Source organism: Pseudomonas floridensis (genome assembly GCF_002087235.1).
GTDB lineage: Bacteria > Pseudomonadota > Gammaproteobacteria > Pseudomonadales > Pseudomonadaceae > Aquipseudomonas > Aquipseudomonas floridensis.
In genome coordinates, this window is sequence record NZ_MUIO01000071.1 from 20,849 (window position 1) to 35,580 (window position 14,732).

Here is a 14,732-nt window from a genome sequence, read left to right on the forward strand (position 1 = left end):
ACCTACCTCAGGCAATGCGTTACGGCCCGCTCATTTGGTGTGTAACGCAAAGCCCACCGACGTGTTTTCCAGCACGTAGTTATCGGCGATCATCCCGCAATAACTCAGGCGCGCCAGAAACACCCCCGGATTGCCCAAGTAGGCACGGATGTCGATGTTGTCACCGCACATGGCCAGTCTGCGTCCGCGCAACAGCCCTATCGCTTGCCCGGAGCGGATCGCGCCCAGCGGTGTCCAGTCGGCGATGATCAATGCACCTTCCGGCACCGAGCGTTCGTAGGCTTTGACGAACGCCTCGGCGGAGCGGTCCTGCAGGTAAGGCACCATGAAATAGTGGATGTCTTCGCGAAACGGCAGCTTTTCCTTGTGGGTCGGCAGATTAACCGCTCCGCTGACGTACAGTGAGTAGGCGAGCATGATCACCACCGGCGAGGTCAGCACCGACAGATCGAGCAGCGCCTTGCCAGTCGTGCTGCGTGACAGCAGGGCGGGAAGCTGGGTCATGCCGATGATGCTCAGCATCGCGATGCCCGGCAGGAAGAAGGTGAAGCGGTCCGTTACGTTGTAGGAAATCGCGAAGATCAGGTTCAGCACTGCCGCGCTCCATAGCAGGCGCAGTCGGCTGTCGCGGGGAAACAGCAGCAGACCGGCGATTTGCGGACCGATCAACGACAGCAACATCAGCACCACCGAGTTCTTTTCGTGCCACATGTCGTCGAACCGGAACAGGCTGCCTTCCCATTCGGGGCCGGCGACCACTGAAGATGCGCCGGTCAGGTAGCGACGCAGAAGGTCGAACAGGCCCATTCCAGCATTCAAGTCATTGATGACCGCCACTGCGGCGCTGGCAAAACCCAGCAGGAAGCCGGGCACGGTGATCAGGATTCGCGCTCTGTGCTGATACAGCAACTGCATGTAGAGCGGCAGCATCACGATAAACGTCAGCTGATGAACCGAAGCGCTCAAACCGGTCAGCACCCCGATGACAAATAGCCGTTTTACGGGCGTCAGGTGTGGGCTGGCACTGAAGTGCAATGCATAGGCCAACAGCACAAACAGCGTGTGCAACAGATAAACCTCAGCCTTGGTCGAGACCCAGAACACCGCATGGGCCAGCACCGTAGTGGCGGCAGCAAGCAGCGCCTGGCGTGCACGTGCTCCGACGCTGGTCGCGAGCCGGTAGATGATCCACGCCAGCGGTATCAACAACAGCGAGTTCATCAGACTGAGCACCTGCGAGCCGAACAGGCGATACAGGACCGAACTGAAGAGATGGTAGAACGGGTGATCCAGCGGCCCGAGCGATTGAGAGAAATACTCGCCCGTGCTGGCGTCCGCCAGAAACACCCCGTTGTCCATCCACTGAACCGGGCCGCTGGAAGCGAAAAAGCTCGCGGCAATGGCGGCACAGAGCAACAGCAACGGAACGACGATGGAAGGTCGAGTGGTGGGTGAAGTCATTGAACGGCTACTCCGTGAGGTGAACGATGCATCAGGGCATTAAGTGAGCGTGCGTCAAGTGCCGGGCAGGACGGCGTCATCTCGGCTGCCCGGGCTGTGTGGCGTTTCTGAATCGACTCAGCATCGCCGTGCCGATGGCCACCGCGAACCAGAGCGTGGCGAGGCGGATCAGGATCGTCGCGGCAATTGCGTCGGCGGCAGGCATGCCTTTGAACATCAGCAGACCGATCATCACTGCTTCGGCACCGCCCAGACCGCCCGGCATGAAGCTCAGGGCACCGGCAAGCATGGCCAGTGCATAGGTGAAAACGGCAAAGGTCAGCGCGATGTCCGCGCCCATCCAGCCCAGCACCCAGTGAAACGCCAGGGCTTCGGCGCTCCAGGCGAACAGGCTGAGAAGACTGGCGGCGAGCAGCACCGTCCAGCGGTGACACTGTCCCGCAGCCAGCAACACGTCCAGCAGATGCTTCAGCAGGGTCGGCAGGCGCGGGGCCTGCGCCGGTATTCTGGTGTGCAGCCCGTGCAGCAGATGGCGTTGCGACAGGGTCAGCACGCCGAGCAGCACCAGTGCCAGCCCCACGCCGATCATCGGTTGCGCCTGCGGATACCAGGACAGGCCGAACAGGGTCAGCAGGGCAATGGCGAGCAGATCGGACAGGCGCTCGCTGATGAACGCCGCAAAACTCTGCGCATATGGCACGCCCAGCGGTTTGAGCAGCACGCCACGCAGCGCTTCGCCAGCCTTGCCGGGCGTGGTGGTCAAGGCGAACCCGGCCAGATACGCAGTCAGACTGGCACGCCACGCCACCGGGTGACCGAGGACCCGCAGATACAACTGCCAGCGCACAAAGCGCAAGGCGTAGTTGAGTGCCGACATCAGCAGCGCGAGGCTGATACCCACTGCGCCGACTCGGGCGGTGGCCTGTGCCACATCGTGCCAGCCGCCCCACAGGCAGAAGGCGAGATAGCCCAGCGCCGATCCGGTCACTGACAGCAGCACCGCCCGGTAGCGCCATCCGGACAGCCAGGGCGCGCCCGTCACAGATTGAGCCTCTTGAATACCGGCTGCGGGATCAAGCGGATCACCAGCATGATCCACGCCCAGAAACCGGGTGTGTACAGGCTGGTGGACTGGCGGGCGATGCCATTGATGATTCGCTCGGCAACCTGTTCGGGTTGCGCGAGCAGGGCGCTCGGCAGCGACAGGCCTTGGGTCATGGGCGTATCGACGAAGCCCGGCTTGATGGTCAGCACGTGCACGCCGACCTTGAACAGCCTTGCCTGAAGACCGTCACAAAAGGTCGATACGGCGGCCTTGGCCGAACCATACAGGTAATTGGAAGGTCGACCGCGTTCGCCTGCCACCGAGGAAATCACCGCCAGCGTTCCGCAGCGTTGAACCTCGAAATGCCGGGCAAGCAGCGTCAGCAGGGCGATGACCGAGGCGCTGTTGGTCATGAACGCCTGAAGTGCCAGGCCGACATCCTGCTCGCAGGCTTTCTGGTCGGGCAGCGTTCCGTGGGCGATCAGCACCACATCGATCTGACCAAGCGCGTGCAGGCAATCGGCGAGCATCCGGGGGTGTTCGGCAAAATGTGTGGCGTCCATCTCATGCAGGGTGACCGCTCCGGCACCGCGCGCCTTGAGGTCTGCCGCGTTCACGTGCAGCTTGTCGGCACTGCGCGCCACGAGGAAAAAATCACAGCCCTTGGCCGCCCAAAGACGGGCGCAGGCGTGGGCGATGGCCGAGGTGGCTCCGATGATCAGAATTCGTTTCATGGCAGGATTCGTTTCCAGAAGCGGGACATCAGGGCAGGGTCGCGCAAGGCTTCCATTCGCTCCCAGGCCGGATAGGCCTGACGGAAATCGCTACCGTTCATGTGTGCGTCCTTGGCCGGGTACAGCCGTCCGCCCGCGTCGCGGACAATTGCATCCAGACGGGGAAACAGCGTACCGGCCAGGTCGCGGTGTTGCGGGAAGTCCAGCGCCAGCGAGGTGCCTGGCATCGGGAACGACAGCAGGCCTGGCGAAGCGATGTCGCCGCAGCGCTTGAGCACCGCCAGGAACGAACCCTGGCCGGATTCGGCGATGACTTGCAGCAACGCCTGCAGCGCATCCTGCGCACAGCGCTCGGGCATCACGCACTGATATTGCTGAAAGCCGTTGCGCCCGTAGATCCGATTCCAGTGCAGCACGCGGTCCAGTGGATAGAAAAACGGCTCATAGCCGCTGCGTTTCGGGGTCGGGCGAGCAGGGTGAGCATGCCAGTACATGGAATTGAACAGGCGCAGCGACAGCGGGTTGATCAGCGAGACCGGCGGGGTGAACGGCACGCCCACCTTGCTGCGCGGCTCGACTTCGAGCGAGCCGTAACGCGCATGATCGCCAACGATGTACACGCCACGTCCGCTGTTGCGGCCGCGCGCCAGGCAATCGACCCAGGCGACGCTGTACTCGTGCCGATGATCCAGTTCCCGGGACAACGCAAAGAACTCGTCGAGATTGGCGAAGCGCACCACGGTACTGTCGATCAGGCTGTTGCGGATCGGCATCAGTTGCAGGTCGGCCCAGTGAATGACCCCCGTCAGCCCCAGCCCGCCGATGCTGGCGGCGTACAGCAGGGGGGTTTCCACGGGCGAGCAGATCATCGGCTGTTGTGCGTGGCGCAGCAGGCCGAAACGCAATACATGGCAGCCGAACGTGCCGCGCAGGTGATGATTCTTGCCGTGCACGTCATTGCCGATCGCACCGCCCACGGTCGCGAACTGCGTTCCGGGCGTGACCGGCAGAAACCAGCCTTGTGGAATGGCGGCGGTGAGGACCTGCGCCAGGGTCATGCCGGCTTCGACGCGCACCACCCCCGTCTTCCAGTTGCTGGCGATAAACCGATCCAGCCGGTGCATGTGCAGCACGTGCCCGCTGCCGGCCAGGCAACTGTCGCCGTAACTGCGACCATTGCCGAACGGCAGGCTGCTGCGATGGCGGCTCAGTGTGCTCTCGAGATGCCGGGGAAGGTCATCGATCCATGCGCATTCATGGCCCTGCTGCGCGATCAAGGGGTACCGCCCCCACGGATAGAGAGGCGCGCTCATGCGGCAATCCAGAACACTAGCAGGAACAACGCGCCGATGCCCTGACTGATCCGGTCGCGGATGGCGAACACGACCGGGTCGTCATTCATCAACCCGCGATGGGTGAGCATCCAGATCCGGGTGATCCAGAACAGCAACAGCGGACAGGCCAGCCAGATCACGTGCGGATGTCGATAGAGCGCAACGGTGGCACCTTCGTGGATGTACAGCGCCAGTACCATCACTGCCAGATTGCCGGAGGACGCGCCCAGGGAAGCGATCATGTCCAGATCGCTCGGGTAATAGCCTCGCCCGCGCGTCTTGCCTTCCACCTCGCGCATCCGGGCTTCGCGCAATTCGGCGTAGCGCTTGACCAGGGCCAGACTCAGAAACAGGAACATGGAAAAGGCCAGGATCCAGAACGTGAGCGGCAGACTGAACGCCGCTGCGCCTGCCAGGATTCGGGTGGTGTAGAGCATGGCCAGCACGATGACGTCGACCGCCATGTGTCGTTTAAGGTACAGCGAGTAAACCAGCGTCAGCACGTAGTAGGCCGCCAGCACCGCCGAGAACTGCCACGGCAGAAACCACCCTGCGCCGGCGAAGGCCAGCAGCAACAAAGTGGGAACAGCGATCAGGCCGGACTTGATCGGCAGACGGCCGCTGGCGAACGGCCGGTTGCGTTTGCTGCGGTGATGGCGGTCGTCTGCCAAGTCCAGCAGGTCGTTGAGTACGTAGACGCTGGACGCGCAGAGGCCGAAGAATAGAAACGCCAGCACGCCATCGAGCCACTGTTGTGGTTGCTGAAGCCGGTGCGCCGCCAGCAGCGGGACGAAAATCAGCGCGTTCTTCAACCATTGATGCAAGCGCAACGCCTTGCGCCAGTCGTTGACGCAGGCAGCGTCGGCGTTGATCACCTGCTCGACATTGCCCTGCGCCTGAGCGCGGCGTTCGACGCCACGGTGTGGGTTAGCCACGATGGCCTTGCGCGCCGCTGCCCAGATGCACAGATCGTCGGTCGAGTTGCCAACGTAATCGAAGCCGCTCTGGCCGTAATGAGCTATCAGCAGATCGCGCTTGCGGTGGGCCGACAGGTTGACCTGACCATCGGATGCCCAGACCTGATCGAACAGATTCAGGTGTCTGGCGATGCGCTTGGCCAGTGTCTCGTGGGCGGCGGTCGCAAGCACGATGAGCCTGCCGGTGCTGCGCTGCGTCTCGACGTAGTCGATGACGGCGACGTCGTAGGGCAGCAGAGCGATATCGAGCTGAGTGGCCTGCGCCAGTCCCTGTTTCAGCGCGGCCTTGCCCTGCAACAGCCACAACAGCAATTTGAACAGGTGCAACGGATACTGACGCACAAAGGCCATGGTTGTTTCAAACAGCAGGTCGGAACGCAACAGCGTGCCGTCCAGATCGACCACCAGCGGTGGGTGCGTTTGCAGAACTCTTCCCTGAATTCCAGACATGGACGTGACTCCGGTGAACGTGAGCGCACTATGGAACGAAAACGGACAATCGCCTCTTGAATAAAATTAAATACCACGGATTTAATTGCCGTGTGCATGACGTCAGAAAACCTCAGTTTATTAAGGCTTTCAATGAGTGAAACTATTGTTTCATCTAATTAACACATCATCGGCTTTGAGCCGGATGATCCCGGTAATGATTAACGGTTGGCATATCCGATATCCCGAGCGGAGGGTCTGTTTAAGAGGTCGGCGCGTGAGACATGCAGGGGACACTTCTGTGTAATCCCGATGAATCATAGGTCGCGCTTATAAGAAATCGAGTCATAATGACACGCCTTTATGCCATCCTTCGAGCGTCAAAATGACCCATCCCTTGCTGCGTGCGTTGGTGCCGCTGGTTGCCGATCTGTCCCGTGAATTGCCGGACGAGGAGCGTTATCGGCGGCTTTTGCAGTCGCTGCGGCAGATGTTGCCCTGTGATGCCACCGCTTTGCTCAAGCTTGAAGACGACATCCTGATTCCACTGGCCGTGGATGGCTTGAGCGCGGACACGCTGGGACGACGCTTCAAGGTGGATGAGCACCCGCGCTTCAAAGCGTTGCTGGAAAGCCCGGCGCCAGTGCGTTTCTCTTTCGATTGTCCGCTGCCCGACCCGTACGACGGCCTGATCGAGGGGCACGCACCGCTGGAAGTGCACGATTGTCTGGGGTGTGTGCTGCATTTCCAGGAACGGCCGTGGGGATTGATCACACTGGATTCGCTGGACCCGGCCAGCTTTGGCAGCGTCGACCTGGATAACCTGCAGGCATTCGCCAGTCTGGCAGCCGCCACGGTCATGGCCAGTGAACGCATGCAGCATCTGGCACGTGGATTCGAGGACCAGCGCCAGCTGGCCGAGGTTTATAAACGCGCCGCTGGCGGGCGGGCGCCTCGCGAGTTGATCGGCCAGAGCGCCGTGCTTGAGCAGTTGCGTCAGGAAATTCAGCTGGTCGCCAACAGCCCGCTCACGGTGCTGGTGACCGGCGAGACCGGCGTGGGCAAGGAGCTGGTCGCCGAAGCGATTCACTTGCGTTCACCCAGGGCGCATAAGCCGCTAATCAGCCTCAACTGCGCAGCGTTGCCGGAGACGCTGGTTGAGAGCGAACTGTTCGGACACGTCAAGGGCGCCTTCTCAGGTGCCGTGAACGGGCGCAGCGGCAAGTTCGAGCTGGCCAATGGCGGCACGTTGTTCCTCGACGAGGTGGGCGAGCTGCCGCTGGCCGTGCAGTCCAAACTGTTGCGGGTGCTGCAAAGCGGCCAGTTACAGCGGGTCGGATCGGATCAGGAACATCGCGTGGACGTGCGCATCATCGCGGCCACCAACCGTGATCTGGCCGAAGAGGTACGCTGCGGCAGATTTCGCGCCGACCTGTATCACCGTCTCAGCGTCTATCCGCTCAGGGTGCCCGCGTTGCGCGAGCGTGGTCGCGACGTGTTGTTGCTGGCCGGTTTCTTTCTGGAAGAGAACCGGCTGCGCATGGGCCTGCGGGCATTGCGCCTCAACCCGCAAGCACAGCGGTTGTTGATGTCACACGACTGGCCCGGCAATGTCAGGGAACTGGAGCATCTGATCAGTCGCGCGGTGCTCAAGGCCCTTGCCGGCCACGCGCAACGGCCACGCATTCTGAGCCTCGAGCCTCAGGCCCTGGGTCTTGATGAGCCACTCGGCACTGGGTTGCCTGCACACACAGCCCAAGCATTTGCGCCGCTGATTCAGGGTGAAGGACTCAAGACTGCCGTCGATAATTATCAGCGGGCATTGATTGCCGATTCGCTGGATCGGCATCAGGGCAAATGGACGGAAGTAGCCCGCGAGTTATCAGTAGATCGCGCCAATCTCAATCGACTTTCAAAGCGCCTGGGTCTGCGTTGATATAGCGCTCGATCCGTTCATGGGCGCGTGCATGTAAAAAAGAGTGAATTTTTTCAGGCTGACTTGGGTCATCTGTATCTCAAGCCACCACTGAAAAAGGATCAGGTTTTCAATGGCACTGCCCAAACACTATCGCATTGATTATCTTTTGAATGGCTCTTTCAAGAGTTTTTATATACGAACCGAACATATGGATAACGTTGAAGCCTGGCATTACGCAAGTGTCGACGCCGGGCTTGCGCGCATTCCCAAATACCGTCTGGAGAAGGTGCCCCGCGTGACGAAGCCCTACGCCGAGCACTTTGGCGTGACCAACGTGGAATGGGCTCAGGCCTGAGCCCGTTCCACCTGAACGTCAGCGATTAGCAATGTCCTCCAGCGCGAGATTGCGGGTACGCGGCCCGAAGCCACCGATGGTGATAATCACGATCAGCATGCTGCTGACGATGAATGCGAGTACGCCGGGCGTCCCGAAGTGCTCGAGGAATATACCGATCAACAGACTGCTGAAAACGGTCGACAAACGACTGAACGAGTAGCAGAAACCCACCGCCCGCGCGCGGATGTTGGTAGGAAACAACTCGCCCTGATAGGAGTGGTAGCTGAAGCTGAGCCATGCATTGCAGAACGTGATCATGACCCCGCAAAAGATCAACCCGACGGCGCTGGTCTGAAAAGCGAACAGCGTGCCGAAGATCATCGCGCCCAGGGCTGAACCGACGATCTGCCATTTGTTCTCGAAGCGATTGGCAAACCTCATGAACAACAACGGACCCAGCGGGTACGCCAGTGTGATGACGAAGGCGTAGCCCAGGCTGTGCGTGACGCTCACACCTTGTCCGGAGAGCAGGGCAGGCAGCCAGTTGCCAAAGCCGAAGAAGCCGATGGCCTGAAAGACGTGGAAAGCGATCAGCATTAGTGCGCGACGACGGAACGGCGGTTGCCAGATGTCGGCGAAGCGACCTTTGCCCTCGACTTCAACCTTCTGCGGTTCAGGTGCGTCCAGCGGCTGTTTGTGATCCTTCAGGCAGCGAGCTTCAAGTCGGTCCACGATGTGCTCGGCCTCGTCGAAGCGCCCTTGCTGCGCCAGCCAGCGTGGCGACTCGGGCAGCGCCGAGCGCAACCACCAGATGAACAGCGCGAACACTGCGCTGCTGATCACTACCCAGCGCCAGCCCGAGTAACCAAACGGCGCCTGCGGCACCAGCCACCACGACATCAGGGCAACGCTGGGCACCGCCAGAAACTGGATGGAGAAGGCAAAGGCAAACGCCGCGCTGCGCATGCGTTTGGGCATCAGTTCCGACAGGTAGGCGTCAATGGTGACCAGCTCGACGCCCAAGCCGATACCGACCAGAAATCGCATGCCGATCACACCCATGGCCGATGTCTGCAGCCCCATCATGACCGTCGCAACGGTGTACCAGATCAGCGCACAGGTGAAAATAGCGCGCCGCCCGAACCGATCTGCGATCGGGCTGAGTAGACTGGCACCGAAAAACAGACCAAGAAAGGTCGCCGAGGCGAACGCGGCCTGATCGGAAAAGCCGAACAACCCTTGGCTGCCGGTGGCGAAAATGCCATCGCGGATCAGGCCGGGGCTGATATAGGCGGTCTGGAACAGGTCGTAGAGTTCGAAGAATCCGCCGATCGAAAGCAGGGCCACCAGTTTCCAGAGTGTGGCAACGGCGGGAAGGCGATCGATACGCGCCGAGATCAAGGCAGCGCGAAGCGGGTCGGCGTGGGATTCACTGCGCAGAGTAGTGGAGGGCATCGGCGGAAAGTCCAGAAGATGGAGTGAAGAATGTTACGCGTTTTACAATTGGTAATACTTGCTCAATAAAGCTATTAATGATCATAAATTAGCGTTTTGTTGCGGATAAATTAAATATTTTGATAATTTCTGCACTTCGGATAACGTTTTTTTCATAATGATGTGACGTCCCGTTGGCTGACCGAAGCATGATCAGCGGCATATAAAGAGCTGCCTGAAAGACCCATTTAAGCCAAGTGATGTATCAAGATATGTCTCGAGACCTTAGGATAGGCGCTTCGTTTTCTGCCTTCCGCGGGTTCCCGTGACGTATAAATTGCCCACCACGGCGACTGCGCCGTTTTGTCCTTCGGCGACCAGCGATAGCGTCGCCATCCCCGCAAATGCTTCCTTGCTGCGCAAAATGATGCTGTTCGTCGGCCCCGGCCTGCTGGTGTCGATCGGCTACATGGACCCGGGCAACTGGGCGACGGCCATCGAAGCCGGGTCGCGCTTCGGCTATTCATTGTTGTTCGTGGTGGTACTGGCCAGTCTGTCGGGGATGGTGCTGCAGAACCTGTGTTCGCGACTGGGTATCGCTACGGGTCGGGATCTGGCGCAATTGTCGGCGGCCCGCTACAGCCGCAACGTCGCCAAGGGGCAATGGGTATTGGCGGAGTTGTCGATCATCGCCACGGACCTGGCCGAAGTGCTGGGCGCGGCGTTGGCCTTTCATCTGCTGCTGGGGGTCTCGATCACCACCGGTGTCGCGCTGACCGCCTTCGACACGCTGATCGTGCTGGCCTTGCAGGGTGCCAATTTCCGTCGTCTGGAAGCCATCGTGCTTGGACTGATCGCAACCATCGCCGCGTGCTTCGCTGTGGAACTGATCCTGATCAAGCCGTTCTGGCCGGATGTTGCAGCAGGCCTGAAACCCGGTTGGGACGTGCTGAGCAGTCAGGAGCCGTTGTATCTCGCCATCGGGATTCTGGGCGCGACGGTGATGCCGCACAACCTGTACCTGCATTCCTCGGTGGTACAGACGCGGGTCAATGGTTCAGACACGGGGAGCAAGGCTACGGCTATCCGTTTCGCCCGGCTGGACACGATCGGTTCGCTGAGCCTGGCGCTGTTGATCAACGCGGCGATTCTGATTCTCGCCGCTGCGGCGTTTCACCGAACCGGCCACACCGATGTGGTGGAGATTCAGGACGCCTATCACCTGCTCGACCCGTTGGTGGGCGGTGCGGTTGCCAGCGTATTGTTCGGCGTGGCGTTGCTGGCGGCGGGGCAGAGCTCCACATTTACCGGAACCATCGCCGGACAGGTGGTGCTCGAAGGCTTTCTGCAGGCGAAGATTCCGTGTTGGCAACGACGCCTGATCACCCGTGTGCTGGCGTTGATCCCCGCCCTGATCGGGGTGATCTGGTTGGGCGATAGCTCAGTGGGCAAGATGCTGGTACTCAGCCAGGTGGTCTTGAGTCTGCAACTGCCGTTCGCGCTCTGGCCGCTGATTCGCTTCACCAGTGACAAAAGTTTAATGGGGTCCTTCGTCAACACCCGGCTGGTGCAAATCACGGCCTGGAGCCTGTTTGGCGTGATCTCGGCTGCCAACCTGACGCTGTTGTGGTTCTGGGTAAGCTGAACTTAGCGGCGTCCTTCCGGCTCTCAATCCTGACATTCAGGTCCGCCGTGAAGGAATCCGGAAATGACGACGATCCAGACCCTCGACAAGGGACAGGTATTCGAAACTGACCTGCCTGCCCGACTGGATCGATTGCCATGGGGGCGTTTTCATACGTTGCTGGTGATTGCGCTGGGCATTACCTGGTTGCTGGACGGGCTTGAGGTGACCCTCGCAGGGTCCGTGGCCGGTGCACTGAAAGCCAGTCCGGTGCTAAACCTGAGCAACAGTCAGATTGGCCTGGCCGGTGCCGCCTATATTGCCGGCGCAGTGCTGGGTGCACTGTTCTTCGGCTGGCTCACCGACCGTCTGGGGCGGCGCAAATTGTTTTTCATCACGCTGGCGCTGTACATCACCGCCACCTTCGCCACGGCATTCTCGTTCAATGTCTGGAGCTTCATGCTGTTCCGGTTTCTTACCGGCATGGGCATCGGCGGCGAATACACCGCGATCAACTCGACCATTCAGGAGTTCACGCCCGCGCGCTATCGCGGCTGGGTAGATCTGACCATCAACGGTACGTTCTGGCTCGGCGCGGCGTTGGGCGCTGTAGGCTCCATTGTCCTGCTGGACCCGCAATGGCTGGGGGCAGAGTTGGGCTGGAGATTATGTTTCGGCATTGGCGCGGTGCTGGGCCTGTTCATCATGCTGATGCGCCTGTGGCTACCGGAAAGTCCGCGCTGGTTGCTGATTCACGGTCGCTCCGACGAGGCCCGTCAGATCGTCGAACGCATCGAAGCCGACATGCAGCGTCGAGGGCACGTGCTGCCCGTCGTCCAGGGCAAACCCTTGCGTCTGCATGCGCGTGACCACACACCGCTCGGTGAAATCTTTCACACGTTGTTCGTGTCTTTCCGTCAGCGCTCGCTGGTTGGCCTGACCCTGCTTACCGCTCAGGCGTTCTTCTATAACGCGATCTTCTTCACCTATGCGCTGGTGCTGACCGATTTTTACGATGTGCCCGCTCAGAATGTGGGCTGGTTCGTACTGCCACTGGCGCTGGGCAACTTCTGCGGCCCATTGTTGCTCGGGCGTTTGTCCGATGTGGTCGGGCGGCGGGTGATGATCAGCCTGACCTACGGCCTGTCAGGCGTACTGCTGGCGATCAGCGGGTATCTGTTTCAGCAGGGGTTGCTGGATGTGACGCAACAGGCCATCGCCTGGATGGTGATCTTTTTCTTCGCATCGGCAGCGGCCAGTTCGGCCTATCTGACCGTCGCCGAAACGTTCCCGCTGGAAATCCGCGCGCTGGCCATTGCGGTGTTCTATGCCTTCGGCACTGGCCTGGGCGGGATCATCGGCCCGACGCTGTTTGGCGAACTGATCGAAACCCATGATCGCGGCAATGTGCTGATCGGTTATCTGATAGGCGCGGGGCTGATGCTGCTGGCGGCGTTCGTGCAGTCGATATGGGGGGCTGCAGCGGAACGCAAGTCGCTGGAGGAAGTGGCGCGGCCATTGTCGCAGGCGCGGGATGACTAGCTGTTGAACACGCCGCGCAGGTCCTGGACCGATGCCCTCAGGCCGCGAATCTGTTCACTGACGGCCTGGGCCTCGTTCGCACGGGCATTGCTTTGCAAATACGCCAGATGACCGGACATGTTGCGCGATACGCGCTCAAGGTCGTCGGCGGTGCGCTGTACATAAGCCTGGATGTCTTTGAGTTGCTCGATGTGCACGAATGCTGTCCTGTTGGTCGCATCCGAGCGCACTGAGTGAAGAGGGGTTCTTGCGTCAGCAATCAAGCTATCGGCACGAATGGCATTTTGCTTTAGGGCGGCGGAAAAATAAAACCTGCCGCGCCTTACTGACCGTCTTCGTCTTCCTCGGGATCCTGCTCCGAGTACGAGTCGAGCAATTCGGCCAATGCCAGGGTCCTTTTCAGCCCGCTCATGCTCGACATGATCTCGGCCACTGCCTGAGTGGCAACAGCCTTGGCGGCTTCGCGTTCTGCAGCAGTGTTATTGGGCGTGGCGTCCTGCGCCGCTTCAATAATCGACTGTTCAAAGGTATCCATGTGGCTCGCTCTTGAGGTTCAGCCTTCTGTGATACAGACAATAACCAGCGCTTTCAAGACCCCATCAATCCCCTTCATAAGGGAAGTCTTGCAGGGTCTGGGTCAGCGCGACCTCCTGAGGGCCTTGCAAGTCGTCCAGCGCCCAGCACCCGTTAGGGTTTTTGACCAGCCTCAGGCGCGAGGTCTGAGTGGCGGCTGCCTGTTGCGGCGCGTCTTTGTAACCCAGCAGGTAGGTCATCTCGACCACGGCCTGTTTGTCCGAGCCGGACACGGCCTTCCACTCGACGGGCTTTTGCACGTCGCCGTCTTGCGCATCGGTCCAGGGATTGGCGGTTATTGCACATTGATCCCCGCCCGGCCCCTGGCATGTCCAGTCTCTTTTGAGCAGGCTCAGCATCGGTTTTGACAGATAGTCTGCCGAGCCTTTGCCGTTGATATAGAAGTCCTGATGTTTTTCATAAATCCATTTCGCGGTGTCTGCCGGCGTTGCCGCAGGACAGGCGGCCTGAGCGGTGGAAGAGAGCAGGCAGGCGATCACGATCGCAAGAGGTCTGGACATGGAGCAGGCTCGCAGTCTGGGGTTGAAGATCAATGCATCTTGAGCACATCGCATTTGTAGTCCAACCGGTCTAAAAAGCAATTTTTTTACGCGGTCATTTTGCAGGTCTCCTGCCTGCGGGAGCATCAAAGGGTAATTTCCTTCAATACGCGTGTGCTCTGCCTCCCTACCTTGAACCGGTATTTCGATCGCGTTCGAGGATTTTCTCATGAGTCTGCTCATTTCCATGGCGGCCTTCGCGCTGGCATCGTCCATCACCCCCGGGCCGGTAAACATCGTGGCGTTGAGCACCGGCGCACGTTTCGGGTTCAGGTCCGGCATGCGTCATGTGCTGGGCGCGACGCTGGGATTCACGCTGCTACTGGTGCTGATCGGTTTCGGATTGCACGAAACGTTGCGCCAGTGGCCTTACCTGACCCGGATCATTCAATGGGCGGGCGTAGCCTTTCTGTTGTACATGGCATTACGTCTGGCGCTGGACGACGGTCGTTTGAGCATCACGCAGCAGGGCCTTCCACCCTCGATGCTCCACGGTGCAATCATGCAGTGGCTAAACCCCAAGGCCTGGCTGGCCTCGATTGCAGGCATGGGCGTATTCGTCGCCGACGGCGAGGCGCGACTGATCGGGCAGTTCGCGGCCATCTATTTCGTGGTGTGCTACTTGTCGCTCGGATGTTGGGCCTACGCGGGCAGTTTTTTGCGCAATTACCTGCGCAGTCCCACTGGCGTGCGCGTGTTCAATCGCCTCATGGCCCTGCTGCTTGGGGGATGTGCGCTGTATCTGGTGATCTGATGCGTTCGGC

At 60.3% G+C, this 14,732-nt stretch carries 14 protein-coding genes; 5 read left to right on the forward strand and 9 right to left on the reverse strand.

The window, feature by feature from the left end; genetic code table 11:
* Positions 1-30: 30 nt before the first annotated feature.
* From BZK31_RS17365 to BZK31_RS17385, 5 genes are all read right to left on the reverse strand, one after another.
* Positions 31-1,461, reverse strand: a complete 1,431-nt coding sequence (locus BZK31_RS17365) for a DUF2723 domain-containing protein (protein ID WP_083184185.1) — start codon at positions 1,459-1,461, stop codon at positions 31-33.
* A 76-nt stretch (positions 1,462-1,537) separates the two neighbouring features.
* On the reverse strand, positions 1,538-2,503 hold the full coding sequence (locus BZK31_RS17370; protein WP_083184186.1) for a lysylphosphatidylglycerol synthase transmembrane domain-containing protein: 966 nt from the start codon (positions 2,501-2,503) through the stop codon (positions 1,538-1,540).
* Positions 2,500-3,240 carry an SDR family oxidoreductase gene (locus BZK31_RS17375; RefSeq protein WP_083184187.1) on the reverse strand — a complete coding sequence of 247 codons (741 nt, stop codon included), beginning with the start codon at positions 3,238-3,240 and terminating at the stop codon, positions 2,500-2,502. The genes BZK31_RS17370 and BZK31_RS17375 overlap by 4 nt, the downstream gene beginning before the upstream one ends.
* On the reverse strand, positions 3,237-4,553 hold the full coding sequence (locus tag BZK31_RS17380; RefSeq protein ID WP_083184188.1) for an FAD-binding oxidoreductase: 1,317 nt from the start codon (positions 4,551-4,553) through the stop codon (positions 3,237-3,239). Before BZK31_RS17380 ends, BZK31_RS17375 begins: the two co-directional genes overlap by 4 nt.
* On the reverse strand, positions 4,550-6,001 hold the full coding sequence (locus BZK31_RS17385) for a UbiA family prenyltransferase (protein ID WP_083184189.1): 1,452 nt from the start codon (positions 5,999-6,001) through the stop codon (positions 4,550-4,552). Before BZK31_RS17385 ends, BZK31_RS17380 begins: the two co-directional genes overlap by 4 nt.
* A gap of 364 nt (positions 6,002-6,365) precedes the next feature.
* Between BZK31_RS17385 and norR the strand changes: the two genes are divergently transcribed.
* Together norR and BZK31_RS17395 are read left to right on the forward strand one after the other, a co-directional pair.
* The gene (gene norR, locus BZK31_RS17390; protein ID WP_083184190.1) at positions 6,366-7,916 is read left to right on the forward strand and encodes a nitric oxide reductase transcriptional regulator NorR; all 1,551 of its coding nucleotides are present in this window, start codon (positions 6,366-6,368) and stop codon (positions 7,914-7,916) included.
* 112 nt (positions 7,917-8,028) lie between these two features.
* Positions 8,029-8,253: a DUF6555 family protein gene (locus tag BZK31_RS17395; RefSeq protein ID WP_083184191.1), complete on the forward strand. Its 225-nt coding sequence runs from the start codon at positions 8,029-8,031 to the stop codon at positions 8,251-8,253.
* Between the two features lie 18 nt (positions 8,254-8,271).
* Here BZK31_RS17395 and BZK31_RS17400 read toward each other — a convergent pair whose 3' ends face one another.
* The gene (locus BZK31_RS17400; protein WP_083184192.1) at positions 8,272-9,690 is read right to left on the reverse strand and encodes an MFS transporter; all 1,419 of its coding nucleotides are present in this window, start codon (positions 9,688-9,690) and stop codon (positions 8,272-8,274) included.
* 316 nt (positions 9,691-10,006) lie between these two features.
* On the opposite strand from BZK31_RS17400, the gene BZK31_RS17405 reads away from it, so the two are divergent.
* Both BZK31_RS17405 and BZK31_RS17410 read left to right on the forward strand, forming a co-directional pair.
* Complete coding sequence (locus BZK31_RS17405) at positions 10,007-11,314, forward strand: Nramp family divalent metal transporter (RefSeq protein WP_167378019.1); 1,308 nt, start codon at positions 10,007-10,009, stop codon at positions 11,312-11,314.
* 63 nt (positions 11,315-11,377) lie between these two features.
* Positions 11,378-12,835 carry an MFS transporter gene (locus tag BZK31_RS17410; protein ID WP_083184194.1) on the forward strand — a complete coding sequence of 486 codons (1,458 nt, stop codon included), beginning with the start codon at positions 11,378-11,380 and terminating at the stop codon, positions 12,833-12,835.
* Here BZK31_RS17410 and BZK31_RS17415 read toward each other — a convergent pair.
* From BZK31_RS17415 to BZK31_RS17425, 3 genes are all read right to left on the reverse strand, one after another.
* On the reverse strand, positions 12,832-13,032 hold the full coding sequence (locus BZK31_RS17415) for a hypothetical protein (RefSeq protein WP_083184195.1): 201 nt from the start codon (positions 13,030-13,032) through the stop codon (positions 12,832-12,834). The two genes, BZK31_RS17410 and BZK31_RS17415, sit on opposite strands and share 4 nt — an antisense overlap.
* 125 nt (positions 13,033-13,157) lie before the next feature.
* Complete coding sequence (locus BZK31_RS17420; protein WP_083184196.1) at positions 13,158-13,370, reverse strand: hypothetical protein; 213 nt, start codon at positions 13,368-13,370, stop codon at positions 13,158-13,160.
* A 64-nt stretch (positions 13,371-13,434) separates the two neighbouring features.
* The gene (locus BZK31_RS17425) at positions 13,435-13,929 is read right to left on the reverse strand and encodes a DUF3828 domain-containing protein (protein ID WP_083184197.1); all 495 of its coding nucleotides are present in this window, start codon (positions 13,927-13,929) and stop codon (positions 13,435-13,437) included.
* A gap of 208 nt (positions 13,930-14,137) precedes the next feature.
* Here BZK31_RS17425 and BZK31_RS17430 point away from each other — a divergent pair, with 208 nt between their 5' ends.
* The gene (locus tag BZK31_RS17430) at positions 14,138-14,722 is read left to right on the forward strand and encodes a LysE family translocator (RefSeq protein WP_167378013.1); all 585 of its coding nucleotides are present in this window, start codon (positions 14,138-14,140) and stop codon (positions 14,720-14,722) included.
* Positions 14,723-14,732 lie beyond the last annotated feature (10 nt).

What these genes read in the sequence shown, in the direction of transcription:
- BZK31_RS17365 (WP_083184185.1), bottom strand. Translation starts at nt 1,461, where the DNA reads ATGACTTCACCCACCACTCGACCTTCCATCGTCGTTCCGTTGCTGTTG.
- BZK31_RS17375 (WP_083184187.1), bottom strand. Translation starts at nt 3,240, where the DNA reads ATGAAACGAATTCTGATCATCGGAGCCACCTCGGCCATCGCCCACGCC.
- BZK31_RS17380 (WP_083184188.1), bottom strand. Translation starts at nt 4,553, where the DNA reads ATGAGCGCGCCTCTCTATCCGTGGGGGCGGTACCCCTTGATCGCGCAG.
- BZK31_RS17385 (WP_083184189.1), bottom strand. Translation starts at nt 6,001, where the DNA reads ATGTCTGGAATTCAGGGAAGAGTTCTGCAAACGCACCCACCGCTGGTG.
- norR (WP_083184190.1), top strand. Translation starts at nt 6,366, where the DNA reads ATGACCCATCCCTTGCTGCGTGCGTTGGTGCCGCTGGTTGCCGATCTG.
- BZK31_RS17395 (WP_083184191.1), top strand. Translation starts at nt 8,029, where the DNA reads ATGGCACTGCCCAAACACTATCGCATTGATTATCTTTTGAATGGCTCT.
- BZK31_RS17400 (WP_083184192.1), bottom strand. Translation starts at nt 9,690, where the DNA reads ATGCCCTCCACTACTCTGCGCAGTGAATCCCACGCCGACCCGCTTCGC.
- BZK31_RS17410 (WP_083184194.1), top strand. Translation starts at nt 11,378, where the DNA reads ATGACGACGATCCAGACCCTCGACAAGGGACAGGTATTCGAAACTGAC.
- BZK31_RS17420 (WP_083184196.1), bottom strand. Translation starts at nt 13,370, where the DNA reads ATGGATACCTTTGAACAGTCGATTATTGAAGCGGCGCAGGACGCCACG.
- BZK31_RS17425 (WP_083184197.1), bottom strand. Translation starts at nt 13,929, where the DNA reads ATGTCCAGACCTCTTGCGATCGTGATCGCCTGCCTGCTCTCTTCCACC.
- BZK31_RS17430 (WP_167378013.1), top strand. Translation starts at nt 14,138, where the DNA reads ATGAGTCTGCTCATTTCCATGGCGGCCTTCGCGCTGGCATCGTCCATC.